Annotated in this window: 22 protein-coding genes; 12 read left to right on the top strand and 10 right to left on the bottom strand. The window is 65.1% G+C overall.

Annotation, left to right across the window (positions count from 1 at the left end):
- Positions 1 to 3 precede the first annotated feature (3 nt).
- The 9 genes from FOC84_RS22215 to FOC84_RS22175 form a co-directional block, all read right to left on the bottom strand.
- On the bottom strand, positions 4 to 2,292 hold the full coding sequence (locus FOC84_RS22215; RefSeq protein WP_173146339.1) for an FdhF/YdeP family oxidoreductase: 2,289 nt from the start codon (positions 2,290 to 2,292) through the stop codon (positions 4 to 6).
- 12 nt (positions 2,293 to 2,304) lie between these two features.
- Positions 2,305 to 2,703: a RidA family protein gene (locus tag FOC84_RS22210; protein WP_173146338.1), complete on the bottom strand. Its 399-nt coding sequence runs from the start codon at positions 2,701 to 2,703 to the stop codon at positions 2,305 to 2,307.
- Positions 2,704 to 2,716: 13 nt separating this feature from the next.
- Complete coding sequence (locus FOC84_RS22205) at positions 2,717 to 2,932, bottom strand: hypothetical protein (RefSeq protein WP_173146337.1); 216 nt, start codon at positions 2,930 to 2,932, stop codon at positions 2,717 to 2,719.
- A 153-nt stretch (positions 2,933 to 3,085) separates the two neighbouring features.
- Positions 3,086 to 4,000 carry a LysR family transcriptional regulator gene (locus tag FOC84_RS22200; RefSeq protein WP_173146336.1) on the bottom strand — a complete coding sequence of 305 codons (915 nt, stop codon included), beginning with the start codon at positions 3,998 to 4,000 and terminating at the stop codon, positions 3,086 to 3,088.
- Between the two features lie 81 nt (positions 4,001 to 4,081).
- On the bottom strand, positions 4,082 to 5,578 hold the full coding sequence (locus FOC84_RS22195) for a PepSY-associated TM helix domain-containing protein (RefSeq protein ID WP_173146335.1): 1,497 nt from the start codon (positions 5,576 to 5,578) through the stop codon (positions 4,082 to 4,084).
- Positions 5,575 to 5,850: an iron transporter gene (locus FOC84_RS22190; protein ID WP_173146334.1), complete on the bottom strand. Its 276-nt coding sequence runs from the start codon at positions 5,848 to 5,850 to the stop codon at positions 5,575 to 5,577. Before FOC84_RS22190 ends, FOC84_RS22195 begins: the two co-directional genes overlap by 4 nt.
- Positions 5,844 to 8,336 carry a TonB-dependent siderophore receptor gene (locus FOC84_RS22185; protein WP_173146333.1) on the bottom strand — a complete coding sequence of 831 codons (2,493 nt, stop codon included), beginning with the start codon at positions 8,334 to 8,336 and terminating at the stop codon, positions 5,844 to 5,846. Before FOC84_RS22185 ends, FOC84_RS22190 begins: the two co-directional genes overlap by 7 nt.
- 86 nt (positions 8,337 to 8,422) lie before the next feature.
- Positions 8,423 to 9,379: a FecR domain-containing protein gene (locus tag FOC84_RS22180; protein ID WP_173146332.1), complete on the bottom strand. Its 957-nt coding sequence runs from the start codon at positions 9,377 to 9,379 to the stop codon at positions 8,423 to 8,425.
- Positions 9,376 to 9,891, bottom strand: a complete 516-nt coding sequence (locus FOC84_RS22175; protein WP_173146331.1) for a sigma-70 family RNA polymerase sigma factor — start codon at positions 9,889 to 9,891, stop codon at positions 9,376 to 9,378. Before FOC84_RS22175 ends, FOC84_RS22180 begins: the two co-directional genes overlap by 4 nt.
- A 399-nt stretch (positions 9,892 to 10,290) precedes the next feature.
- Between FOC84_RS22175 and FOC84_RS22170 the strand changes: the two genes are divergently transcribed.
- The 12 genes from FOC84_RS22170 to FOC84_RS22115 all read left to right on the top strand — a co-directional run bounded on the left by FOC84_RS22170 (position 10,291) and on the right by FOC84_RS22115 (position 23,054).
- Positions 10,291 to 11,187, top strand: a complete 897-nt coding sequence (locus tag FOC84_RS22170) for an SDR family oxidoreductase (protein WP_173146330.1) — start codon at positions 10,291 to 10,293, stop codon at positions 11,185 to 11,187.
- A 58-nt stretch (positions 11,188 to 11,245) separates the two neighbouring features.
- Complete coding sequence (locus FOC84_RS22165) at positions 11,246 to 12,445, top strand: CaiB/BaiF CoA transferase family protein (RefSeq protein WP_173146329.1); 1,200 nt, start codon at positions 11,246 to 11,248, stop codon at positions 12,443 to 12,445.
- 44 nt (positions 12,446 to 12,489) lie between these two features.
- Entirely contained in the window at positions 12,490 to 12,717 is a 228-nt protein-coding gene (locus FOC84_RS22160) for a biotin/lipoyl-binding carrier protein (protein ID WP_173146328.1), read from the top strand.
- Positions 12,714 to 14,123 (top strand): acetyl-CoA carboxylase biotin carboxylase subunit, encoded by a 1,410-nt coding sequence (locus FOC84_RS22155; RefSeq protein ID WP_217278775.1) that lies wholly within the window; start codon positions 12,714 to 12,716, stop codon positions 14,121 to 14,123. Before FOC84_RS22160 ends, FOC84_RS22155 begins: the two co-directional genes overlap by 4 nt.
- Positions 14,120 to 15,679 carry an acyl-CoA carboxylase subunit beta gene (locus FOC84_RS22150; protein ID WP_173146326.1) on the top strand — a complete coding sequence of 520 codons (1,560 nt, stop codon included), beginning with the start codon at positions 14,120 to 14,122 and terminating at the stop codon, positions 15,677 to 15,679. The genes FOC84_RS22155 and FOC84_RS22150 overlap by 4 nt, the downstream gene beginning before the upstream one ends.
- A 17-nt stretch (positions 15,680 to 15,696) precedes the next feature.
- The gene (locus tag FOC84_RS22145; protein WP_173146325.1) at positions 15,697 to 16,866 is read left to right on the top strand and encodes a thiolase domain-containing protein; all 1,170 of its coding nucleotides are present in this window, start codon (positions 15,697 to 15,699) and stop codon (positions 16,864 to 16,866) included.
- Positions 16,863 to 17,255, top strand: a complete 393-nt coding sequence (locus tag FOC84_RS22140; protein ID WP_173146324.1) for a Zn-ribbon domain-containing OB-fold protein — start codon at positions 16,863 to 16,865, stop codon at positions 17,253 to 17,255. Before FOC84_RS22145 ends, FOC84_RS22140 begins: the two co-directional genes overlap by 4 nt.
- Before the next feature lie 7 nt (positions 17,256 to 17,262).
- Positions 17,263 to 18,129, top strand: a complete 867-nt coding sequence (locus FOC84_RS22135; protein ID WP_173146323.1) for a MaoC/PaaZ C-terminal domain-containing protein — start codon at positions 17,263 to 17,265, stop codon at positions 18,127 to 18,129.
- 33 nt (positions 18,130 to 18,162) lie between these two features.
- Positions 18,163 to 19,161 (top strand): Bug family tripartite tricarboxylate transporter substrate binding protein, encoded by a 999-nt coding sequence (locus FOC84_RS22130; RefSeq protein ID WP_173146322.1) that lies wholly within the window; start codon positions 18,163 to 18,165, stop codon positions 19,159 to 19,161.
- Between the two features lie 51 nt (positions 19,162 to 19,212).
- Positions 19,213 to 20,664 (top strand): aldehyde dehydrogenase family protein, encoded by a 1,452-nt coding sequence (locus tag FOC84_RS22125; protein WP_254241739.1) that lies wholly within the window; start codon positions 19,213 to 19,215, stop codon positions 20,662 to 20,664.
- Positions 20,665 to 20,713: 49 nt separating this feature from the next.
- Entirely contained in the window at positions 20,714 to 21,874 is a 1,161-nt protein-coding gene (locus FOC84_RS22120; protein WP_254241738.1) for an iron-containing alcohol dehydrogenase, read from the top strand.
- 121 nt (positions 21,875 to 21,995) lie between these two features.
- Positions 21,996 to 23,054 carry a LacI family DNA-binding transcriptional regulator gene (locus FOC84_RS22115; RefSeq protein WP_173146321.1) on the top strand — a complete coding sequence of 353 codons (1,059 nt, stop codon included), beginning with the start codon at positions 21,996 to 21,998 and terminating at the stop codon, positions 23,052 to 23,054.
- Between the two features lie 22 nt (positions 23,055 to 23,076).
- Here FOC84_RS22115 and FOC84_RS22110 read toward each other — a convergent pair whose 3' ends face one another.
- A complete protein-coding gene (locus tag FOC84_RS22110) occupies positions 23,077 to 24,207 on the bottom strand; it encodes a CaiB/BaiF CoA transferase family protein (RefSeq protein WP_302053164.1) in 1,131 nt (376 codons plus the stop codon).
- Positions 24,208 to 24,223: the final 16 nt, after the last annotated feature.

The raw sequence follows: 24,223 nt of genomic DNA, 5'->3' as shown, positions 1-24,223 counted from the left end.
GGCTTACGCATGGGCGTCTGCCTGCCTGGCCTTGCGGATGCGCACCGGTATCGACTTGTAGGAAGGCGTGCCGCTTTCCTTGTCGATGTAGTCCAGTGGAACCAGGACATTGGCCTCGGGATAGTAGGCGGCGACCGAGCCCCGCGCGATGCTGTATTCAATCGCCGTGATGCCTGCCAGCCGCAGCGTCCGATTCGGCAACACGGTTTCTATGTCCACCAGATCGCCATGCTCCAAGCCCTGCGCGGCCAGGTCTTCCGGATTCATGAAGAGCACGTCGCGGCGGCCGAAGACGCCCCGATAGCGGTCGTCCAATCCATAGATGGTCGTGTTGTACTGGTCGTGGCTGCGTATGGTCACCAGCCGCAACACCTCGTCCGGCCAGGGCTCATAGCGCTCGCGCACGCCGGGGAACACCGAGAACATGGCCTTGCCCGTGGGCGTGTTCCATTTGCGCTCGGTCGGCGGCAAGGGCATACGAAAGCCGCCAGGCACGCGAATGCGCGCGTTGTAGCCTTCGAAGCCAGGGACGGTGCGTTCGATCAGGTCCCGGACGCGATCGTAGTTTTGCACCAGCCCCAGCCAATCCACCTTGCTATGGGGCAAGGTCGCCCGGGCCATGGCGGCGACGATGGCCGGCTCGGAGCGCAGCTCCGCGGATGCCGGCTTGAGCTTGCCGGCCGAGGCATGGACCATGGACATCGAGTCTTCCACGGTCACCGATTGCGGGCCGTCGGCCTGGACGTCGAGTTCAGTGCGTCCCAGCACCGGCAACAGGAAGGTTTCCCGGCTCACCAGCAGATGCGAGCGGTTGAGCTTGGTGCCCAGGTGCACGCTCAGCGTCAGCTCCTTCATCGCCGCAAAGCAGAGTTCGGGGTCGGGCAAGGCCACGGCGAAGTTGCCGCCCAGGCAGATGAGCGCCCGGGCCTTGCCGTCGACCATCGCTTCCATGGCTTGCACCGCGTCATGGCCATGTCCCTGGGGCGGCGTGAAGCCGAACACCGCTTGCAGCTTGTCCAGGAACTCCGGGCTGGGCTTTTCCGTGATGCCGACCGTGCGGTTGCCCTGCACGTTGGAATGGCCGCGCAGCGGGCAGATGCCGGCGCCGGGCTTGCCGAAGTTGCCGCGCATGAGCAGCAGGTCGGCGATCAGCTTGACGTTGGCCGTGCCCGTATTGTGCTGAGTGATCCCCATGCCGTAGGTGACGATCGTGGCATTGGACTTGGCGTAGGCCTCGGCTACGTGCTCAAGATCCGCGCGCTGCAGGCCGCTTTCGGTTTCGATGTCGGTCCAGGAGGTCGCCTCCAGATCCGCGGCCAGCGCGTCAAAGCCCAGCGTGTGTTCCGCGATGAATTCGCGATCCAGGACCTGGCCGCGCAGGACTTCGAGCGCCAGCAGCGCCTTCATGATGCCTTTGAGCGCGGCTGCGTCGCCGCCGGCCCGGACCTGGTAGTAGGTGGAGGCGATGTTGGTCGAGCTGAATGTCGCCATTTCCACGATGCTCTGCGGATCGGCGAAGCGCTCCAGGGCGCGTTCGCGCAAGGGGTTGAAGACGATGATGGGAACCTTGCGGCGCGCCAGCTCGTGCAGCGTGCCCATCATGCGCGGGTGGTTGGTGCCGGGATTGTGGCCAATGGATAGGATCAGTTCGGCATGGTCGAAATCTTCCAGCGATACGGTGCCTTTGCCTATGCCTATGGATTGCGGCAGGCCCACGCTGGTTGCCTCGTGGCACATGTTCGAGCAATCCGGGAAGTTGTTGGTGCCAAACTCGCGTGCAAACAGCTGGAAGAGATAGGCCGCCTCGTTGGAGGCCCGCCCCGAGGTATAGAACTCGGCCTGGTCAGGCGTATCCAGGCTGCGCAGCACCTCGCCGATGCGTTCGAACGCGGCGTCCCATGACACGAGAACGAACTTATCGGTGGCCGCGTCGTAGGCCATCGGATGCGTCAGGCGGCCGAAGTCCTCCAGTTCGTAGTCCGACAGTTCCAGCAATGAAGACACGGTGCGCTGGGCGAAAAACTCCGGCCTCACACGCTTGCTGGTCGCCTCCCAGGTCACAGCCTTGGCGCCGTTCTCACAGAACTGGAACGTGGAGCGGTGTTCCTTGTCCGGCCATGCACAGCCGGGGCAATCGAAGCCCGTAGGCTGGTTGGTGCGCAGCAGGACCACGGGAGCCTCCACCACCTCCATCTGTCGCCGTACGGCCTGGGCCGTGGCCTTCAACGCGCCCCAGCCGCCCGCCGGGCCATCGTAGGGCCGGATGCCGGGCACTTCGCGTCGTTTTCTCATGGTGTCACCTCTTTACTCGAGCACTGCTTCCGCTTCGATCAGGATCAGCCATTCCGGCATCGCCAGGCTGCTGACGACGATCCACGACGACGGCGGCGGATTGGCCGGAAAGCGCCGGCGTAATTCCTCGGAGACCTGTCCGAGGTCTTCCCTGACGGTTTCGCAGGCGTATATCCGCAGCATGACGAGCTGCTCCATCCTGCCGCCGGCGGCGACCAGCACGCGCTCCACGTTGGCAAGCGCCGCCGCGGTCTGGCCTTGCAGGCCGATGTCGACCACGCGGCCGTGCACGTCCGTGGCGGCTTGGCCGGAGACCACCACGCGGCGGCTTCCGGCGGCGATGCACGCCTGGCTGTAGCCGTATTGCGCGGTGTCGAGCACGCTGTCGGGGTTCACGAGTGTCCTGGTCATGGCGGTGGCTCCTTCAAGCGCCCAATTCCTGGAAGGCATGTCCATTGGCCGTCAGCGCCTGGAAGATCCCAGGAGGCAGCTCGCTCTGCCATACCTGGCCGGAGAGTTGCCATTGCCGCGGATGCGCCAGATCGGGCAAGCCCGCTCCTTTACGGACATACAGCCCGAGGGTGGGCTTGCTGAGATTGATGTAGAAGTCGAACTCCTGCTGTTCCGGGGTCTGCTGCATGATGCGTCTCCTGGCGGCATGCTTGCCGCGGTGCCATTCATACGCCAGAGCTGTCCAAAGGGCTCTCACCCTTGGAATGCCCCGACGCCAGAATGCTGCAACCGGAAGGAATGATCTAGTTTTTCCTGTGAACCTTTTGATAAGCAGTAGTTATCAAGGCTTGGCAGGCAGGGAATGATTGAGGACCCCTTCCAGGTCCATCTGGCCGGCGATCTGCCAGGCCGCGTTCGACAGCGCAGGTTGGTTGTCGCGCCGCAACCTGACCAGGCAGATATCCTCGGCGTGTTCCGGGGTGATGGGATGCGCCAACAGCCCAGCCCCTTCATATAGGGCGGGCAAGGCGCTCAGGGGCAGGATGGAGAATGCCCGCCCGCTCTGGCATTCGGCCAACAGCACGCGGATATCGTTGCTTTGCAGCACGACGCGCGGCTTCGCTTCCACCGCCTCGAAGCATTTGTTCAAGGTTTGGCGGTTCTGCATGTCCGGGCTGAGCAGGCAGAGCGGAAGCTCGCCCACTTCTGACCAATCCAGCTGGCGCGGCAGGGACGCCTGCTCGTTCGCCACCAGCACATAGCGCTCGGAATACAGCGGCATCGCGTCATAGTCTGCGCTATTGAGCACGGACCGTTCATAGAGTATTCCCAACTGAATTTCCTGAGCCTTCAGCCGGCGCAGGATTTCCGGGGTACTGAGGGACGTGACTTCCAAGGTCAGCTGGGGAAGTATCTCGCGGTACTCCGCGCTGAGCAGCGTCGCGGCGTGATTGGCGGTGGGAATCGCGCCTATCGCGAGGTGGCCTTGCGGCACGCCGCGCACGAGGTCGGCCTCCTGCCGCAATCCCTCCAGTGAGGCCATGACCTGTCGCACCCACTGGATCACGCGCTCGCCTTCAGGCGTGATGCCTTCGAAGGTCCGGTTGCGCTTGACGATGGTGATCCCGAGTTCGCGCTCCAGTTCGCGTATGCCATTGGACAAGGCCGGTTGCGAGACATGGCAGCTTTCCGCCGCGCGTCCGAAATGGCGGTGTTTGTCCAGGGCCAGAAGATAGGAGAGCTGACGGATAAACATGGACGTCCCCGGATTGCATCGTCGACTTCACGCCATATCGTGCAAAAGATTCAAGTCCGCTTGCAACGCATGCGGCCGATCTTACTCCCGACGCTTCCTGGAGCGATGCGCCATGTAGCCGAAGACGCAGGCGGCCGCGACGCTTGCCGCCCAGACTGCAAGATGCAGCGGCCTCGCCCAGGCCGGCCGCAGGCTCGCGTCGAACGCCATTGCCAGCAGATCCACGGGCGCCACGGCCAACCATAGCAGCGCCGCCATCCGCCATTGCTCCGTCCATAACCGGCGTTCGCCGCGCACCAAGGCGTGCACGCCGCAAACCATCCACGCCAGAAAGAAAACCGTCACCTCGCGGTCATGCAACCCCGCCGCATGGGGCCAGGCCAGGCGGTTGGCCAGCAGGTACGCGGCGCAGGCGCATATCGGGCCGCATACCATCGCCACATTCAGCCGGTGCGCCGCGCGGCCGAAACGGGAGCTGGCCGCCGCCGGCCGCGCCGTGTACAGAACCAGTCCCGTCGCAATCATGGCGGCGCCTGACAGGGCCAGCAGGAAGTACAGCGCGCGCAACAGCGGCGCAGCATAGTAGCCATAGTGCAGCCCACCCAGCGTCCGTATCAGTTGCAACGATCCGGGATAGACAGTTTGCACATCCACGATCCGGCCCGTCGCCGCATCCAGGCTGACGCGGTCGGGAAAGGCCAGCAGGCGGTCGTCGTACCGGCGCCAGACATCCGCAAGCGCGCCTTGCGTGCCTGGCTGCCTGACCGTGATCGCTGCGATCTTGCCCGCGCCCAATTCCGCCTCGGCGCGCTGCGCCAGGCCGGCCAACGGCGGCATTACGGCCGCACCGCCTCGCTGCGAGGAAACGGGAGGCTGCGGAAACACGTCCGCCACCATCGCGGCCACGTCGCCGCCGTAACGGCTTTGCACGCCCGCGGGCAGATAACCCAGCAGCAGCGTGCTCAGGGCGGTGAGCAGGATCATGCAATGGAACGGCAGCGGCAACACCGACAGGACGTCGTGCGCGTCGAGCCACGCGCGGCCGGACGAGGCGCGCGGCCTGAAGAGGAAGAAATCCGCGAAGAAGCGCCGGTGCACGATGACGCCGGAAACCAGCGCCGCCAGCAGCGCCAGGGTACAGGCGCCGACCACCCAGATGCCGGCCTGGCCCGCATGCAGGCTGTAGTGGAACTCGACCAGGAAGTCGCCGCCCTCGGTGTCACGCGGCACGATCTCGCGCCCGCTGGCCGGATCAAGCAGCACCGCGCCGCCACCCTGGTCATCCTCCCATGACAGCGTCAGCAGGGGACGGCGCGCGTCCGGCAGCTCGATGCGCCAGGAAGCCGCCGCCGCGGCATTGCGCGCCAGCCAGTCTTGCGCGCGGTCCAGGGTCGAGGACTGGTCCGCCCGGCCGGCCGCGGAATTCTCCGGCTTCATCCAGAGGCTGATTTCAGGCGCATAGACACTGAGCGCGCCAGTCAGGAACACCGAGAACGCCAGCCAGCCGAACAGCAGGCCGACCCAGGTATGCAGCCAGGCCATGCGCTGGCGCAGGCTTCCTTCCGGATATGCGTTCATGCCGCCGCTGCCCACGTCATGGCCCAGCAGCCCATGCAGCCTGCGGCGATGGCCAGCCACACCCGGCCCGCGCTGCGCGCCGCGAAGGCCCATATCGCGAGGCCCACATGCGCGGGGATGGCCGCCAGGGCCGGATAGAGGATCGCGTCGGCCGGCGCCAGCGGCAGGCGCGCCGCCGCCGCCACCGCGGCCCACGCCAGCGCATAGGCGCCCAGCGTGGCGGCGCCCGCCCGCGCCGCCACGCCGCGCCAGTTGCTGCGGGGCCTCACCATGCGTACCGCAGCGTGGCCAGCACCAGCCGCCCGGCGCCGTACGTGCACGACGTGGTGGTCACGCAAGTGCCCACATACGTGCGGTCGAACAGGTTGCTGGCATTCAGCGATAGCGTCATGCCTCGCATCGCGGGCTGCATCTGGCCCAGGTCGTAGGACAGGGCGGCATCGACCAGCGTCACCGCCGGAATGCGCAAGGTGTTGGCCGCGTCGCCCCAGTCCGCGCCGATGTAGCGCACCCCTGCCCCCAGGCCCAGGCCCTGCAGCGGCCCCTCCTGCACTTTGTAGGCCAGCCATGCCGCGGCCTGGTGCGCCGGCGCGTAGTACTGTTTCTTGCCCTGCCTCGACTGCGGCGCGCCATCGACGATGTCGACGTTGGAACTCTTGGTCACGACGGCATCGACATAGGAGTACGAAGCGATCACGTCCCAGCCGCGCGCGAGGCTGGCCTTGCCCTCCAGTTCGATCCCGCGCGAGCGGACCTCGCCCGCCTGGACCTGGAAGCCCGGCGGACGGCCCGGCGTGGTATCGCTGGTCAGCACGTTGGTTTGCGTCAATTGATAAGCAGACAGCGTCACCATGCTGTCGCTGCCCGGCGGCTGGTACTTCAATCCCGCCTCGATCTGCCGGCCCTTGGCCGGTTGGAACGGATTGCTCTCGTAGTCGGTGCCGCCGGTGGGCGCGAAAGACGTCGAGTACGCCACGTAAGGCGCCAGGCCGCTATCCAGCATGTAGGTCAGGCCCGCCCTCCCGGTGAAGGCCGAGTCGTCCTGCGAGACCTTGCCGGACGTCAACTGATTACGGGTCGTGCTGCGCGCCATGTCGTAGCGGCCGCCCAGCGTCAGCAGCCAATTGCCGTACGAGATCTGATCCTGCGCATAAACGCCGGACTGTTCGGTGCGCTGGCGGGAATCGATGCGGGGGATCAGGTCCGAGATGCCCGGCCTGGGCCGCCCGTAGACCGGATCGTAAAGATCCAGCGGCGGCACGCCGGCGATGACGTTGGCGAACTGGTAGGTATCGCGCATGTCCAGATAGTCGAAGCCCGCCAGGAACTCGTGGCCGACCTGGCCGGTACTGAAACGCGCGACCGCCTGAGTATCCACGTTCAACGTCGCCCCCGTGCCCTTGCCACGCGACATCGTGCGTGACCAGGTGCGCATATCCACCGGATTGAGCATGTATCCCACGGTGGTGCGCGCCTCGCCCCGCATGTGGCTGTAGCGCAATTGCTGCCTCACGGTCCAGGTGTCGTTGAACTGGTGCGAGAACAGATAGCCCGCCGAGTACTGTTCCCGGTCATAGGTATCCCAGCCGGGTTCGCCGGTGTAGCGGTCGCGGGGGATGCGGCCATTGGGATTGGAGTAAAGCGTGCCCGCGGCCGGCAGGTTGCCGTACATGGGTACCTGGTGGTCCTTCTGATAGAACCCCAGCAAGGTCAACGAGGTGGCCGCCGACGGCCGCCACATCAATGCCGGAGCGACAAAGGTCCTGTCTTCTTCCGAGTAGTGGGCGGACTGGGCCGCATCGCGCTGCAATGCGACCAGGCGGTAGCTCCACTGCCCGTCCTGGTCTATCGGACCGCTCAGATCGGCGGCAGCCTGAGCCCGGCCGTAGCTGCCGGTCTGCAGCTCGATCTCGCGCTGGGGCGTCAGCGTGGGCAGCTTGCTCACCATATTGATGAGCCCGCCGGGTGTGTTCTGGCCGTACAACACCGAGGACGGCCCCTTGAGCACCTCTACCCGCTCCAGTCCGTAGGGTTCGATCTGCAGCATGCCGAAGCTGTAGGCGCCAAAAGGCAGCCTGGCGCCGTCAAGGTTGTTGCGGGCGGCGTGGCCGCCGCGCAGATAGATGTTGTCGTAGCGCAGATCGGCGCTGCCGCCCGGTGAATAGGCGCCCGGCGTGTAGGCCAGCGCCTCTACGATGCTGCGCGCGCCTCGCATCGTTATCTCGTCGCGCGTGACCACGTTCACCGTCTGCGGGATCTCCAGGATGGGCGTGTCGGTCTTGGTGCCGCTGGCGCTGCGTTGCGCCACGATGCCGGCTACCGGCCCGTAGGCCGACTCAATTGTCCCCTCCACCCGCACCGCCGGCAGCACCGCCGCCGGCTCGTTGGGAATCCGCCTCAGCGTGTAGACATTGGCGCCATCACGCCGCGCCGCCAACGGTGTGCCCGCCAGCAATTTAGTCAGCCCCGCCTCGACCGTCCAGGCGCCTTGCAGCCCGGCCGTGCGCCAACCTTCCGCCAGCGCCGGATCGAACGAAAGATTGATGCGAGCCATCCCGGCGAATACCGACAGCGCCGGTCCCAGCGGACCCGGCGGAATGTCGAACCGCGCCTGGACGGCCGCGCCAGACGCATTCGCGGCCGGCTGCGCATGAATGGCCGGCGCCACTGCCCCCAATACCGCGCAAAGCGCGCCTGCGACGGCGCGGCGGCTCGTGCGGCAAGCTGGCCTGGCCGCGTTGTTCTTGCTTGAAAACATGCTGATCCCGACGAAGTGCTAGCGAAGGTGCTATATGGACTTGTCGGACGAAGCGGAAAAAGGGGCCAAGAATCCGCGCGGCCCGGTCAGGCCGGCACTACGCTGACCCAGTAGCGGCTGCGCGAAACCACCCGCACCGGCAGGCTGCGCGACACCGCCAGCAGCACCGCATCGGTGTCATCCACCTGAAAGCCGCCCGAGATGCGCAGATCGGCCACCGCCGGATCGCAGCGCAAGAGGCCGGGACGGTAGCGCGCAAGCTCCTGCAGGAAGTCGGCCAGCCTCATATCGTCCGCGTAAAGCACCCCATCGAGCCAGGCTTGGGGCGGATGGACATAGGCGCGAGGCGCCGGGACCTCATGGTCCGAAAACTCGGCGCATTGTCCCGCCGTCAGGACGGTGCCTGCCGCTGCCGCTCTCGGCTGCAGCCGCACCTGCCCTTCGATCACCGCGACCCGGCTGCGCGCATCCAGCTGCCGGACGCCGAAGTACGTGCCCAGGGCCTGCACACTGCCTTCGGCGGTGCGCACCCGCAGCGGCCGGAGGTCCGCCGGCGCCGCATGGGCTGAACGCAGCAGGATTTCGCCCTCGCGCAACAGTATCAGGCGCTGTTCAGCCGAATAGTCCAGATCCACCGCCGAGGCTGTGTTGAGCGCCAGCACGCTGCCGTCCGGCAGCTGGAACTGCCGGCGCTCGCCACTGCTCGTGACGTAGTCCGCCGTCCAGCTCTGCCAGGGCGCCGTGCGCCATGCCAGCCAGCCCGCCGGCAACGCCACGATCAAGCCCGTCAGCGCCCGCAGGCCCGCGCGCCGCGTAGCGTCCACGTTCATGGCGGCCCGCCCCAGCCCCGGCGGCAAGCCGCCGAACTTGGCCAGAATCGTCTGGGCGCGGGTCCAGGCGCGGTCGTGCTCCGGGCTGCTCTGCCGCCAGCGCTCGCAGGCCAGCTTGTCCGCTTCGGAGCAGCGCCCCGAATGCAGCCGCACCAACCAATCCGCGGCTTCGCCCGCGATCTTCGGGTCGATGGAATCCGTCGCTGCCGTCATGGCGCCGCCAGGATGCAATGCTTGAAGGCCTCGGCCATGTAGCGCTTGACCGTGCGCACGCTCACCCCCATCTCGGCCCCGATCTGCTCATACGTCAGTCCGTCGAGCTGCGACAGCAGAAACGCGATCCGGGCCTTTTCCGGCAGAGCTGCCAGCAAGGCGTCCACCTCGCGCAGCGTCTGCAGCACCACCAGGCGCTGCTCTTCCGAGGGCGCATGCCGCGCCGGCATGGCGGCCAGGGCGTCGAGATAGGCCTGCTCCAGCGCATGGCGCCGGTACAGGTCCACCATCAAGCGCTTGGCGATGGTGGTCAGGTAGGCGCGCGGCTCCTGCAACTCCGGCATGGCGCGCCGCCGGTAGCTGCTCAGCAGCCCGACGAACGTGTCCTGGGCCAGGTCGGCAGCGTCGGCGCTATTGCCCAGCCGCCGGCGTAGCCAGCCGAACAGCCAGCCGTGATGCGCGTCGTAGATGCGCTGCACGGCGACGGCGGTAGTCGGTTCGGGGGAAGACATGGCGAGGACGTGGTTCGAGTATTTCGATAATGGGAATTAATCGCAATTATCGCCACAAACCGACTTGAGCGGCAATGCACTCGCTCAGACAGCGACCAGCATCTTCTCATTCCAATAAAATGAAACGTTATAAATTTTTCCTATAGGCGAGAGAAAAGCCACCGTTCATCGGACTACACAGCAAGCTCCTTTCCTAGGCTAATGCATGGCTCCCTTTCGAAATTTACCAATGAAAATTGCAAACCTGCATTTCGACTTCTTGCAAGACATTCAATTGACATCGAAAAAACGCCTTGCTAGGATTCTAAAAAAACGTTTCATCAAAGCGATGAAACATGCAAGTTTCACCGGCGGAAAACCAACCGACCGGAAACACCTGGGACACCCACGGAGACAAAAATGCTGTTAAGGGACAAAGCAATCATCGTTACAGGGGCCGGCCGGGGCATCGGCCGCGACATCGCGATCCAGGCAGCGTTGGCCGGCGCAGCGGTGGTGGTGAATGATTACGATGCCAAGGGCGCGGACGACGCTCCCGCCCGCGAAGTCGTAGCGCGAATCAAGGAAGCCGGAGGACGGGCGATAGCAAACTTCGGCGACGTGTCGCGCAGCGAAGACGCACAAGGCATGGTGGCCGAAGCGATCGACGTTTTCGGGCGGCTGGATGGCGTGGTCAACAACGCCGGAATCGTTCGCGACCGCATCTTTCACCGGATGTCCTACGACGAGTGGCGGCAAGTCATCGACGTCAACCTGACCGGCCCGTTCAACGTTTCCCGCGCGGCGGCGGAAGTGTTCAAGAAGCAGCAGTCCGGCGCCTATGTGCATCTGACCTCTACCTCGGGCCTGATCGGCAATTTCGGGCAAGCGAACTACTCCGCGTCCAAACTAGGCCTGGTTGCGCTATCCAAGTCCATTGCGCTCGACATGAAGGCCTTCGGCGTACGTTCGAACTGCATCGCGCCGTTCGCGTGGACCCGCATGACCGATACCATTCCCGCCGACACGCCCGAACAGGCCGTGCGCCTTGAACGCGCCAGGAAGATGACGCCCGAGCAAATCGCGCCCCTGGCGCTGTTCCTGTTGTCCGACATGGCCTCCGACGTCAGCGGACAGGTACTCGCATCGCGCATGAACGAAATCATGCTGTTCAACAACATGCGTCCCGTCCGCTCCATTCACCGATCGGAAGGCTGGACCGCGACCACCATCGCCGACACCGTCCTGCCCGCAATGCGACCGCACTTTTCCCCCCTGGACCGCTCGCCCGAGTACTTCAGCTGGGACCCTATCTGAGCGCCTTCTTTCGCTGCGCCACCCCGCAGCATCGAAACCGACAACTTCCGGGGAAAACGTGTTGGAAAACCAACTGAATGCGCCGCCACTGCATGGCGTGCGCGTAATCGATATCAGCCGCGTCCTGGCGGGACCGTACTGTGGCCAGCTGCTGGCGGACATGGGAGCGGACGTCATCAAGGTCGAATCGCCGCAGGGCGATGAGAACCGCCGCTGGTCACCTCTGCTCCCGAACGGAGAAAGCTGCAACTTCGCCAGCGTCAATCGTGGCAAGCGAGGCCTGACCCTGAACCTGACGCATCCCCGCGGCCGGGAGATCTTCCACGAGCTGCTGGCGTCCGCGGACGTCTTGCTGCACAACTTCCTGCCCTCGACCGCGGCGAAGCTGGGCGTGGACATTGCGCAGCTCGAAGCCGACTATCCCGACCTCATCATCTGTTCCCTGACCGCGTTCGGCGCGAAGGGACCGTTGCGCGACAGGCCGGGCTACGACTCGGTGCTGCAGGCGTTCGCCGGCCTGATGGCCATCACGGGCGAGCCGGACGGCCAGCCGGTGCGCGCAGGCTCGTCGATCATCGACATGGCAACCGGCCTGGTCGCCTTCGGCGGCATCGTCACCGCACTCTACAGCCGCCTGGCAGGCGGAGCCCGCCGGGGAGTTTCCGTATCCCTGTTCGAAACGGCTGTCGCCATGCTCGGCTATCACGGCACGGCATGGCTGGAGGCAGGCGTACTGCCCCACCGGGAAGGATCCGGAATCTGGCACCTGGTTCCCTACCAGGCCTTCATGTGTTCCGACCAATACCTGTTCGTCGCCGCCTTGAACGACGCCACCTGGCGCCGGCTTTGCAGCGCCCTGGACCTTGCCGATCTACGCGACGACCCGGAGCTCGCCACCAACGAGCAGCGCGTGCAGCGCCGCGATCACGTAGTCGGGCGGATAGGCCAGCTTCTGAGCACGCGTCCTGCGCGCCACTGGCAACCAATCCTGGAAGACGCGCATGTGCCGACGTCTCCCCTACATACCTTGGACCAGGTTTTCGAACACGAACAGACACTGGCAAACGACATGCTGGTCTCCGTCTCCCGTCGCGACGGCACGACCATGCGCCAGATCGGACTGCCCTTCAAGGTGGGCAGTTTGACGGGAGCGTCCGAAGCTCCGCCCTCGCTGGGCGAACACACCGACCAGATTCTGGCGGAACTTCGTCACGACACGAATTCGATCGCAGCATTGAAGAAGGACGGAGCAGTCTGATTCGACTGCCCGCACATTCCATCGCAACGAGATAGAGAGCAAACATGAGCACGCATGAAGTTCGTTCGGAAATTGCAGGGTCCGTCTGGAAAATCGCGGTCGCCGCGGGCGCCAGAGTGGCTGAAGGAGACGTGCTGGTGATTCTCGAGTCCATGAAAATGGAGATACCGGTAACGGCGCCGCGTAGCGGCGTCGTGGCAGACATCCGCGTCGCCGAAGGCCAATCAGTAGAGGAAGACCAGGTCGTCGTCATGCTGGGCGAATCGGCATGATTGCGAAAGTGCTGGTAGCCAATCGCGGCGAGATCGCCTGCCGCATCATCCGGACCTGTCGAAGAATGGGCATCCAGACAGTCGCCGTGTACTCGGACGCGGACCGGGATGCCGCGCATGTGGCGATGGCCGATGCCGCCTGCCACGCGGGCGGATCGGCGGCGCGCGAAAGCTATCTGAATATCGGGAAAATCGTCGGCATCGCACGGGAAGCGAACTGCGACGCCATTCACCCTGGGTACGGGTTGTTGTCCGAGAACGCCGAGTTCGCGTCCGCCTGTATCGCCGCAGGCTTGATCTTCATCGGTCCCGCCCCAGACGCAATCGCGGCGATGGGCCAGAAGGACGCCGCCAAGCGACTGGCCAGCCGCGCGGATGTTCCGGTGCTTCCCACCATCGAATGCCGGGGCCGCACCAGCGAGGAAATCGCCCGGCATGCCTTGGCATTGGGCTTCCCCTTGCTGATCAAGGCGGTCGCCGGAGGCGGCGGCCGCGGCATGCGCCGGGTCGACGCCGCATCGCAGCTTGATGCGGCCATCGACGCCGCGCGCCGCGAGGCGCTGGCCAGCTTCGGCAATGAGGACCTGCTCATCGAGCCCTACCTGGAGCAGTCGCGCCATATCGAAGTTCAGGTCTTCGCTGATGGGTCTGGCACCGCCACGGCGCTGGGTGAACGCGATTGCTCGGTGCAGCGGCGCCATCAGAAAGTCATCGAGGAAGCCCCTGCGCCTGACATCAGCGAAGCACTGCGGACGGCGCTGTTCGACGCGGCCCTGAAACTGGTTCGGGCCATTCGGTACCAGGGCGCGGGCACGGTGGAATTCATCGTCGACACCTCGCGGGGCCGCGGCGCCGAACGCTTCTATTTCATGGAAATGAATACGCGGCTGCAGGTCGAGCATACCGTCACGGAGATGACGACGGGGCTGGATCTGGTCGAATGGCAGATCCGCGTCGCCCGTGGTGAAACGCTGCCTGACGCCGCCTCTGCGCCCGCGGCAAGCGGCCACGCCATCGAGGTCAGAATCTGCGCGGAGAATCCCGCAAAAAACTATCTGCCCTCGCCCGGTGCCATATCCCTGCTGCAGTTTCCTGCGCCCGCTCCCGGCATCCGGGTGGATGCCGGAGTCCGTCAGGGGGACAAGATCACGCCCTGGTACGACTCGCTGATTGCCAAGTTGATCGTGCATGCGCAGGACCGTTCCAGCTGCTGCGACCGCCTGGTCCAGGCCCTGGACGAGTGCCGCGTCGAAGGCGTCCATACCAACCTCCCGCTCCTGCGGGCAATTGCCCGCAGCGCGGAATTCCGTCTCGGCGCAGTGACCACCAATTTCCTGAGCGAGCGCCAGTCCGCACTGCTTGCGCCCGCCATGACCGAAACCCGTAACCGCGAGGATTTGCAATGAGTTGGGAGCCAGAACTTCAGGAACTGCGCAGACGGCAGGCGTATGCGCGCGAAATGGGCGGCACGGAACGGGTCCAGCGGCAACACGACCGCGGATTGCTGACGGTAAGGGAACGCATCGATCGTCTATTGGATCGAGGTTCGTTCCTGGAGCTGGGCAGCGTCTCCGGACAGGCGTCGTATGACGCCGACGGCGACCTGGAGAATCTCACCGCCGCGAACTGCGTATTTGGCCGTGGAAAGATACACGGGCGCGCGGTAACCGTCACCGGGGACGACTTCACCATCCGTGGAGGCTCCGCCGACGCCGCCATCTGGGCCAAGTTCAAGATGGCCGAAAACATGGCCTACGAATATCGCCTGCCGCTGATCCGGCTGGTCGAAGGTTCCGGCGGGGGCGGATCGGTCCGGACGCTCGAGACCAGCGGACGCGCCAACCTTCCCGGCGGCGTCGGCACGACCTCCGGCATGGACCTGTGCGTACGCAATCTTGCACAGGTCCCGGTCGTGGCCATCGGCCAGGGATCGGTTGCCGGCCTTGGCGCCGCCCGGCTGGTGGCCAGTCATTTGAGCATCATGGTCAAGGAGACCGCGGCCGTCTTCGTCGCCGGGCCGCCCGTGGTCGAGCGGCTTGGAGAGAGGCGCACCAAACAGGAGTTGGGAGGCCATGCCGTCCAGACCAAGGCGGGAACGATAGACCTGGCGGTGGACAGCGAGGATGCGGCTTTCGAGGCCGCCAGGCGATTCCTTTCCTATCTGCCCAGCTCGGTCTGGGAGCTTCCCCCGCGGGGAGCCATTCCGGACGACACGGACCGGCGCGACGAATTCCTGTTGTCCGTGGTGCCGCGCAACACGCGCCAGCCCTACCGCATGCGCCCGATCATCGAGGCCGTCACCGATAGGGACACGTTCTTCGAACTAGGCCAGAACTTCGGCAGCTCGCTGATCACGGGCCTGGCCAGGATGAATGGCTGGCCGGTGGCGGTAATGGCTGGCGATCCCTTCAGGTACGGAGGGGCATGGACTGCCACGTCGAGCCAGAAGCTCGCCAGGTTCATCGACCTGGCGGAAACATTCCACCTGCCCGTCATCCATCTGGCGGACTGCCCAGGGTTTCAGGTGGGACTGGAGGCTGAGGCCAGCGGCGTGATGCGCCACGCCGTGCGCGCCATTTCCGCCATCAACCAATGCACGGTCCCGTGGTGCTCGATCCTGGTCCGCAATGTCTTCGGCGTGGGCGGCGGCGCGCATCAGCCGGCAGGCCGGCTGTCGCTGCGCTACGCCTGGCCTTCCGGCCGCTGGGGATCGCTGCCGCTGGAAGGCGGAGTCGCCGCGGCCTACAGCCGCGAGATATCCGCCGCCGCCGATCCCGAAGCGGAAACGAAAAAAATCGAGGAGCGGCTGGCTCGCTTGCGGTCGCCCTTCCGTACCGCGGAAGCATTCCTGGTCGAAGAGATCATCGATCCGCGCGATACGCGGCGGCTGCTCTGCGATTTCGCCGACCTCGCGGCGCCTCTGCGCACTCCTGGGCGCGTCAGTTACTCCGCACGCTTCTGACTCTGGGAAACACAGCCATGACCATCAATGGACGCGCCTACATCGTAGGCGCCTATGAACACCCGCTACGCAAGGCGCCTGACAAGCCGACAGCCCTGCTGCACGCCGAATGCGCCCTGGGCGCCCTGCGCGACGCGGGCCTCGGCGTGCAGGACGTGGACGGATACTTCTGTGCCGGGGACGCCCCCGGCATGGGGCCGCTTTCAATGGTCGACTACATGGGGCTGAAGCTGCGGCATTTCGATTCGACCGACGTGGGCGGATCCTCTTACCTGGCCCACGTCAGCCATGCCGCTCAGGCTATCGCCGCCGGCAAGTGCAATGTCGCCCTCATCACCCTGGCCGGCCGCCCCAGAAGCGAAGGCATGGCAACCGGCACGGCGCCGCGCGCCGGCGTCCCCGCCTTGCCGGACATCCATTGGGAATTCCCTTATGGTCCGTCCACCGTCAACATGTACGCCATGTGCGCCATGCGGCACATGCACGAGTACGGAACGACCTCGGAACAATTGGCCTGGATCAAGGTCGCCGCATCGCACCACGCCAGCCACAACCCCAATGCCATGCTACGCGACGTGGTCACGGTGGAGGACGTGCTGAACTCCCCCATGGTCGCCGACCCGCTGCACCGCATGGATTGTTGCGTCATCAGCGATGGCGGCGGCGCACTGATCGTCGCCCGACCGGAGATCGCCATCCAGCTCAGGCGCCCAAGGATCCGCATCCTGGGCGCTGGCGAAGCGATCAAGGGGCAAGGCGGCGGCCTGGTGGACCTGACGTTCAGCGGCGCCAGGTGGTCTGGCGCGCAAGCTTTCGAAGAAGCAGGCGTAACCCCGCGAGACATCAAGTACGCCTCGATCTACGACAGCTTCACCATCACCGTGCTGATGCAGCTGGAGGACCTCGGCTTCTGCGAAAAAGGACAAGGCGGCCGTTTCGTGGCTGACGGGAAACTGATCGCAGGTGTCGGAAGGCTACCCGTCAACACGGACGGAGGCGGCTTGTGCAACAACCATCCCGCCAATCGTGGCGGCATAACCAAGGTGATCGAAGCCGTCCGGCAATTGCGCGGGGAGGCGCATCCGGCGGTTCAGGTTCCCGACTGCAATCTCGCGCTGGCCCACGGCACGGGCGGCTCCTTGGGCTCCCGCCACGGCAGCGCAACGCTGATCATGGAGCGCGTATGACGACGACCACCGACAGCTTGGCCAGCCATGGCAATCCACTGTTGCCGGAATTCCTGGCGGCCGGATCCGAAGGACGCCTGTTGCTCAGATGGTGCAACGCATGCGAGCGGTCTCATTGGTATCCGCGCCATATTTGCCCGCATTGCTTCAACCCCGCTACGGCGTGGCGCGAGTCGCCGGGGCTGGGGGAAATCTACGCCTTCAGCATCATGCGCCGCGCGGCCACGCCCTACGTAATCGCGTATGTGCAGCTGGACGAAGGAGTCACGATGATGACGAACATCCAGACCCATGACCTTGATGGCGTCCGCATCGGCCAGAGAGTACGCGCCACGTTCGGAGGTCCAGCTCTGGCCGACGGCCTGCCGGTATTCCGCCGCGTCGAGTGAGGTGATCATGGCCATTGTCTATTCAACGCTGAAGGGCTGGAAGTTCGAAGACTCCCGGCATGAGTACACCGAGAAGGATGCCATGCTTTACGCCTTGAGCCTCGGCCTTGGCGAGGAGCCGACGGATCCGGCGCAGCTCCGGTATGTATATGAGAAGGACCTGCGCTCGTTTCCGACTCTCGCCGTGATCATCGGATATCCGGGTTTCTGGCTGCGCGACGAGCGCACAGGAGTGGATTGGGTAAAGACAGTGCACGGGGAGCAGCGGCTGAGCATCCTCAAGGACCTTCCCGCGGCGGGAGCCGTGCATGCGCGCCACCGGGTCACGCACGTCGTGGACAAGGGTCCCGGGCGCGGCGTCTTGGTCATTACGGAACGACGCCTCCACGACGCCGGGACGGACGAGTTGCTGGCCGTGGCGAGCCAAACCAGCTTCTGCCGCGCCGATGGCGGATTCGGAACCGGAGACGCCAGCCCGCCCGCGCTTGCCCCCCTCCCGGAACGCCCCGCCGAACGGACTTGCCAGTTGACTGTCTCGGCACGATCGGCCCTGCTCTACAGACTGAACGGCGACATCAATCCCTTGCACGCCGATCCCGAAGTCGCCCGGCTGGCGGGTTATCCCCGCCCGATACTGCACGGCCTGTGCACCTACGGCATGGCTGCCAGGGGCCTGCTGCGGATCTACGGACATGACCGGCGGTTGAGCGAATTCAACGCGCGCTTCTCGGCGCCCGTCTATCCCGGAGAGACGCTGCAGGTGGATTGCTGGGACGAGCCCGACGGGTCGACACGCTTTCGCGCGACCGTGCCCGAACGCGGGCAGATGGTGCTCAGCCACGGCTATGCCGCCTGGGCGCGCCGCCACACCTAGCCAGAACAACACACCACCAACAGGAGACAAACAATGAAGAGAAGAACCGTAGTTCTCGGGATCCGCGGTATTGGCGCCCTGGCCGCGGGCGCGGCCTTGCTCGCGGCGCCCGGCGTCCGCGCGCAATCGCCCTACCCCGACCACCCGATCCGGCTGATCGTCCCCTATGGCCCAGGCGCTTCAGCGGACCAGATAGCCAGGAAGTTCGCCGAAAAGTTCGGCCGGGCGATAGGCCAGCCCGTGGTGGTCGAGAACAAGCCCGGCGGCTCCACGGCCATCGGCTTCAATGCCGTCGCCTCCGCACCCGCCGACGGCTACACGATGCTGTTCAGCAGCGCCTCCGTTGCGGTGTACAACCCAGTGCTCCAAAAGAACCTGCCGTACAAAGTGGATGATCTGACGACCATTGCGCTGCTGGTCGATGTTCCGCTCAACCTGCTGACGAACACGCAGACGCCCATCAACTCGATCAGCGAGCTGGCGGCGTATGGCAAGTCGCATCCGGGCGAACTGCGCTACAGCTCGGCGGGGATCGGAACCTCGACCCACCTGGCCGGTGAGTTTCTCAAGCAGACCCTGGGCATCGATCTGGTGCATGTGCCCTACACCGGCAACGCCGCGGCGATGGTCGGCGTGCTGCGCAATGACGTGCAGCTGATCTTCGACGCCCCGGCCCCTCCTCTGCCGCAGATCAAGGCAGGCAAGATCAAGGCTCTGGGCCTGGGATCGGCGCAGCGCCAGCCGCTGTACGCCGGAGTGCCGCCGATTCGGGATGCGGGCTATCCCGATTTCGAAGCTGGCCTTTGGTACGGCGTGGCGATAAACAGGAACACCCCCGCGCCGGTCCTGCAAACAATCCACGGCGCCATAGACACCGTGCTGGCGGATCCCGATTTCTTGCGCGAGGCGACCGATACCTGGGGCGCGGTCCCGTTCAAATCCATGAGCCAGCAACAGATCGACACGCACATCCAGGAACAGAAGCGGCTCTGGCGAAGCATCGTCGACAAAGCCGGCATCTCGCTGGACTGACGCGCGCACCCACTACTTGCAGCGTCTTCTTGCAGACGCGAAACGGATCGGATGATGGAAGAACCATTGATTTCTAGTCATGACATGCCTGCCACCGGCTCCCTGATCGGCGGAAAATGGCGCAATAGCGAGCGGACATTCGAAGTCCGCGACAAATTCACGGGGCGCAAGATCGCCGACGTCGCCGAGGCGAGCCGCGAGCACGTGGCATTGGCCGTGGCCACGGCAAGGAAAGCCATGGAATCCGCGGCCCAATCCCCCCATGAGCGCGCAAGCGTGCTCCGCGGCGCGGCGGACCTGCTGCAGAAGCATCGGCGCCGATTCGAGGAACTGGTGCTGGCCGACACGGGATTTACCATCGCCGATGCCGCCATGGAGGTGGACCGCGCCATCATCACGCTGAACCTATCTGCCGAGGAAGCCGTGCGCATCGTCGGCGAAATGGTGCCTTTCGCGGCCAGCCCCGGTGCACACCGGCGCCTCGGCTGGACGCAGAGATTTCCGGTGGGCGTGGTCTGCGCCATCACGCCGTTCAACTCTCCGTTGAACACCGTCCTGCATAAAGTCGCGCCCGCCTATGCCGCCGGGAACGCCGTGGTGCTGAAGCCGTCCGCCTACACACCGCTGACGGCGGCTTTATTGGGCGAGATCCTGCTCGAAGCCGGGATGCCCGCGGGGTTCCTCGGCATCGTCCATGGCGATGGCGACTCGGTCGGCTCATGGCTGCTGGAGGAGCAAGACATTGCGTTCTACACCTTTACCGGCAGCACCCGGGTCGGACGCATCATCCAGCAGGCCGCCGGCCTGCGGCGCACGCAAATGGAACTCGGCAGCATCGCCAGCACGATAGTGTGCGCGGACGCCGATCTCGACCGGGCAATACCCAAGATCGCCAACGCCGGATTCCGCAAGGCAGGCCAGGTATGCACTTCAGTGCAGCGGCTCTATGCGCATCGATCCAATTTCGACGAGGTGGTCGAACGGCTGGCGGCTTTCGCCGCCACCTTGCCCGCCGGGGATCCCCGTCTGCCCGACACCCGGATCGGTCCGCTGATATCCGAGGCGGCCGCCAAACGCGCTCAAACCTGGATCGAAGAAGCCGCTGCTTGCGGCGCGCGCATACGCCACGGCGGACGGCGGGAGCGCTCCGTGCTGGAGCCCACGGTCCTGACCGAAGCCTCCGCGGACCAGAAGATCTGGTGCGCGGAGGCTTTTGCCCCGGTGATCGCGGTCCATCCGTTCGATTCCATGGAGCAGGCATACGCCGGAGCCAATGACACGCCATATGGGCTTGCCGCAGGCGTATTTACCCAGGATGTCGACACCGCCTTGCGCGCTGCCAGCAGATTGCGATTCGGGACCGTGCAGATAAACGAAGCGTCCAGCGCGCGATCCGATGTCATGCCTTTTGGGGGTGTCAAGGACAGCGGCTTCGGCAAGGAAGGGCCCGCGTATGCAATCAGGGAGATGACCGAAGAGCGCCTGGTCGTATTCAACCCTTGATGGCTATCACTCTCGCGGCAAGTCTACCGGACTGCCACAAAGGAATCTCATGACGCTCCAATCATCCACTTTTTATTGTCCCACGCGGCTCTTCATGGGCGCGGGATCCATACGCAAGATCGGCGAGCTGATAGCCAGGCACGACTGCCGCCGGCTGTTCATCGCGGTAGACGGCGCCGTGCTGCAAACTCCCTTCTACACCGACGTGCGCCAGCTGCTGGACGGCGCCGGGGTGCAGTATGAGGCCTACTCCGACATCGAACCCGACCCCAGCGCCCATACGGTCGAACGCGCGCACGCCCTATGCCAGAAACTCGATGCCAACATGCTTCTGGCGCTGGGAGGGGGAAGCACCATCGACGTAGCCAAGGCGGTCGGCATTCTCTCGACCAACGGCGGCCGCATCCATGATTACGAGGGCATCGAACGATTCAGCATTCCGCCCTTGCCGCTGATCGCCGTTCCCACCACGGCCGGAACCGGTTCTGAAGTATCGGGATCGTGCGTGATCACGGATACGGAGAAGAACTTGAAGATGTCGATCCGGCATGCCGCGCTGAATCCCGCCATGTACGCCATCCTGGATCCGCATGCCTTGACGACGCTGCCGGCGAGCGTCGCGGCCCACTCCGGCCTGGATGCGTTCGTGCATGCTTTCGAATCGTACATCTCCGTCCAATCCAACCTGGTCACGGACGCGATCAACATCCAGGCCCTCGAACTGATCTCCGCGAACATCCGCCCTTTCGTCGCCAACAGGAACAATACGCTGGCCGCGCAGAACATGCTGTGCGGATCGGCCATGGCCGGCATCACCTTCGGACAGACCGGATTGGGCAACGTGCATTGCATGGCCCGCTTCGTGGGCGCCTTCTTCCATCTTTCGCACGGACTCTCCAACGCGCTCTGCCTGCCGGCGGTGGCGCAGTTCAATCTGCTGGCGTGCCCGGAGAAATTCGCGCGCGTCGCGCAGGCAATGGGCCGACCGGTCCAGGCGATGAACACGATCGACGCCGCGCAGGCCGCCGTGGCAGCCATCAAGAACCTGTGCGCAGATCTGGGCATCCCGTCCCGCCTGCGGGACGCGGGCGTCACCGACGACCGCTTCGACGAAATGGCTGAACTCTGCGCCACCGCCAACTACAACCGCTGGAACCCCAGGGCCACGACGGCGGCGGACTTCCGCGCGCTGTTCTCGCAGGCCTATTGAATGCTCTCCTGCGGCCAGTTCCGGGGAGAGGAATTTGTATAATGGCCGGGCTTGCCGGTCTCGGCACGACCATTCCTCCCGAGCCCCGGCGCATCCCTCTTCCTGTTGCGTTTCAGCCGTAATGCCCAGCAAACCCATTTCGACCGAACGCGATCCCACCAGTTCCCACGTCACCGTACATGATGTCGCGCGAGCCGCGGGCGTCGCCATAGGCACGGTTTCTCGTGTCGTGAATGGCGCGCCCACTGTTTCCAAGGCCATCCGGGCGCGGGTCGAGAGCGCCATCGCCGAACTGGGGTGGACCCCCAGCGTGGCGGCGCAGGCCATGCGCGGCGTCTCCTCGCACGTGGTGGGATTCATCTTTTCCGACATCCGCAATCCTTTGTATGCCGCCATGGTGAAGGGCGCTGAAGACGTCTTGAGCGAGCATGGCTACATGCTGATGATCGCAAGCAGCGATGGACGTTCGGATAGGGAAGTCGCCTTGATCAATCTGTTCAAGCGGCGCCGGGCTGATGGACTGCTCTTTACCGTCGAGGAAGAAGGCAATGCCGAGGTGCGCCGATGCATCGAAGCCAGCCCCTATCCGGTCATCATGCTGGAGCGCGAAATGGATGCGGCCATGGGCAGTGTTGGCGCCGCCCACAAAGAAGGAACCCACCATGCCACCCGGTATCTGCTCAGCCTGGGCCACCGCCGCATCGCCTTGATCAGCGGCGGCCGTACCAACAAGGTGGGGCGAGACCGCCTGGCAGGCTTTGTCCAGGCGCATGAACAGGCTGGCACGCCACTGGACCCATCGCTGTTGCGGCTCGATAGCTTTGCATCCGAATATGGGTTCCGGGAAACCCAATTGCTCCTGGACATGAAGAACCGGCCGACGGCTATCGTCGCGGCCGGCATGCACCTGTTGGATGGCGTGCTGCGCGCGATCCGCATCAAGGGCCTGCAGATTCCTCGCGATCTTTCCTTGATCGCCTCGAATGACAGTTCGCTGGCCGAGCTGGCGACCCCGCCCATCGACGTCATCCGCTACGACGCCTACGATCTGGGCCAGAAGGCGGCGCAATTGCTGCTGCATCGCATGAAGAAGCAGAGCCCTGACGTCTCGCCCCGCATAGAGATCCCGACCGAGTTCATTTTGCGCGAGTCCTGCGCACCGCCACCGAAATCCATCTGATCCGGCAACGGCTCAAGAATCGTCAAAGCGCTTTACCGTATGCCTCGAAGTCCTGCGGATCCAGCCAATCCCTCAAGGCCTCGGCATCCGGCGGCGTTGGCGCCGTCGGCCTGGCGTTGGGCGTCCTGCTGAAACGCGGCGCCGGCGCGGGCTGCGTGATGCCGTCCACGTCCAGCAGCGTGCCGCGCGCCTGGACCTGCGGATGCGTGGCGGCGTCCCTCAGCGTCTGCACGGGCGCCACGCATACGTCCAGGTGCGCCAACCTTTCGCACCATTCATCCCGGCGGCGCTGGGCGAAAACCCCGGCCAGCAGCGTCCGCAGGCGGGGCCAGGTGGTCCTGTCCTGGTGGTCCCCCAGTTCGCGGATGGCATTGTCGTCCAGGCCCAGCTGCCGCAGCAGCAGCTCGTGGAAGCGGCGTTCTATCGGACCGACCGAAAGCCATAGGCCGTCCGCGCATGCGTACACGTCGTAGAACGGCGCGCCCGAATCGAGGATGTTGCTGCCCCGCTGGGGCTGCCATGCACCCGACGCGGCCAGCCCGAAAAACGCCGTTGCCATCGAGGCCACGCCGTCCATCACGGCGGCATCCACCACCTGGCCCAGCCCGGACTGGCGCGCTTCGATGATGGCGGCCAGCATGCCCAGAGCGAGATAGGGGCCGCCGCCGCCGAAATCGCCCACCAGCGCGAGCGGCGGCGTGGGCGGCTGGCCTGCGCGGCCGATGGCGTCCAGCACGCCGGTGACGGCGATGTAGTTGATGTCATGTCCGGCCACCTGCGCCAGCGGGCCGTCCTGGCCCCAGCCGGTGATGCGGCCATAGACTAGCCTGGGGTTCTCCGCCAGGCAGGCTTGCGGTCCCAGGCCCAGCCGCTCGGTCACGCCGGGACGGAATCCTTCGATCAGCCCGTCGGCCTTGCGCAGCAGCCGCAGCACCAGAGCCACGGCGCGCGGATCCTTCAGATCCAGCGCGATGGAGCGCCGGCTGCGCAGCAGCAGGTTGTACTTAAGCTCGCGCTTGACCCCCAGGTCGGCGGGCTCCTTGCGTTCGATCCGCAGGACGGTCGCGCCCATGTCGGCCAGCAGCATGGCCGCCATCGGTCCCGGGCCGATGCCGGCCAGTTCGATGATCCTGATTCCAGCCAGAGGTCCCATGTGTTCGTCTCCCCAT

It is taken from the genome of Achromobacter pestifer (assembly GCF_013267355.1).
Taxonomy (GTDB): Bacteria; Pseudomonadota; Gammaproteobacteria; order Burkholderiales; family Burkholderiaceae_B; genus Achromobacter; species Achromobacter pestifer_A.
Note: the sequence above shows the minus strand (reverse complement) of the source record. Positions and strands in the feature narration are given on the sequence as shown.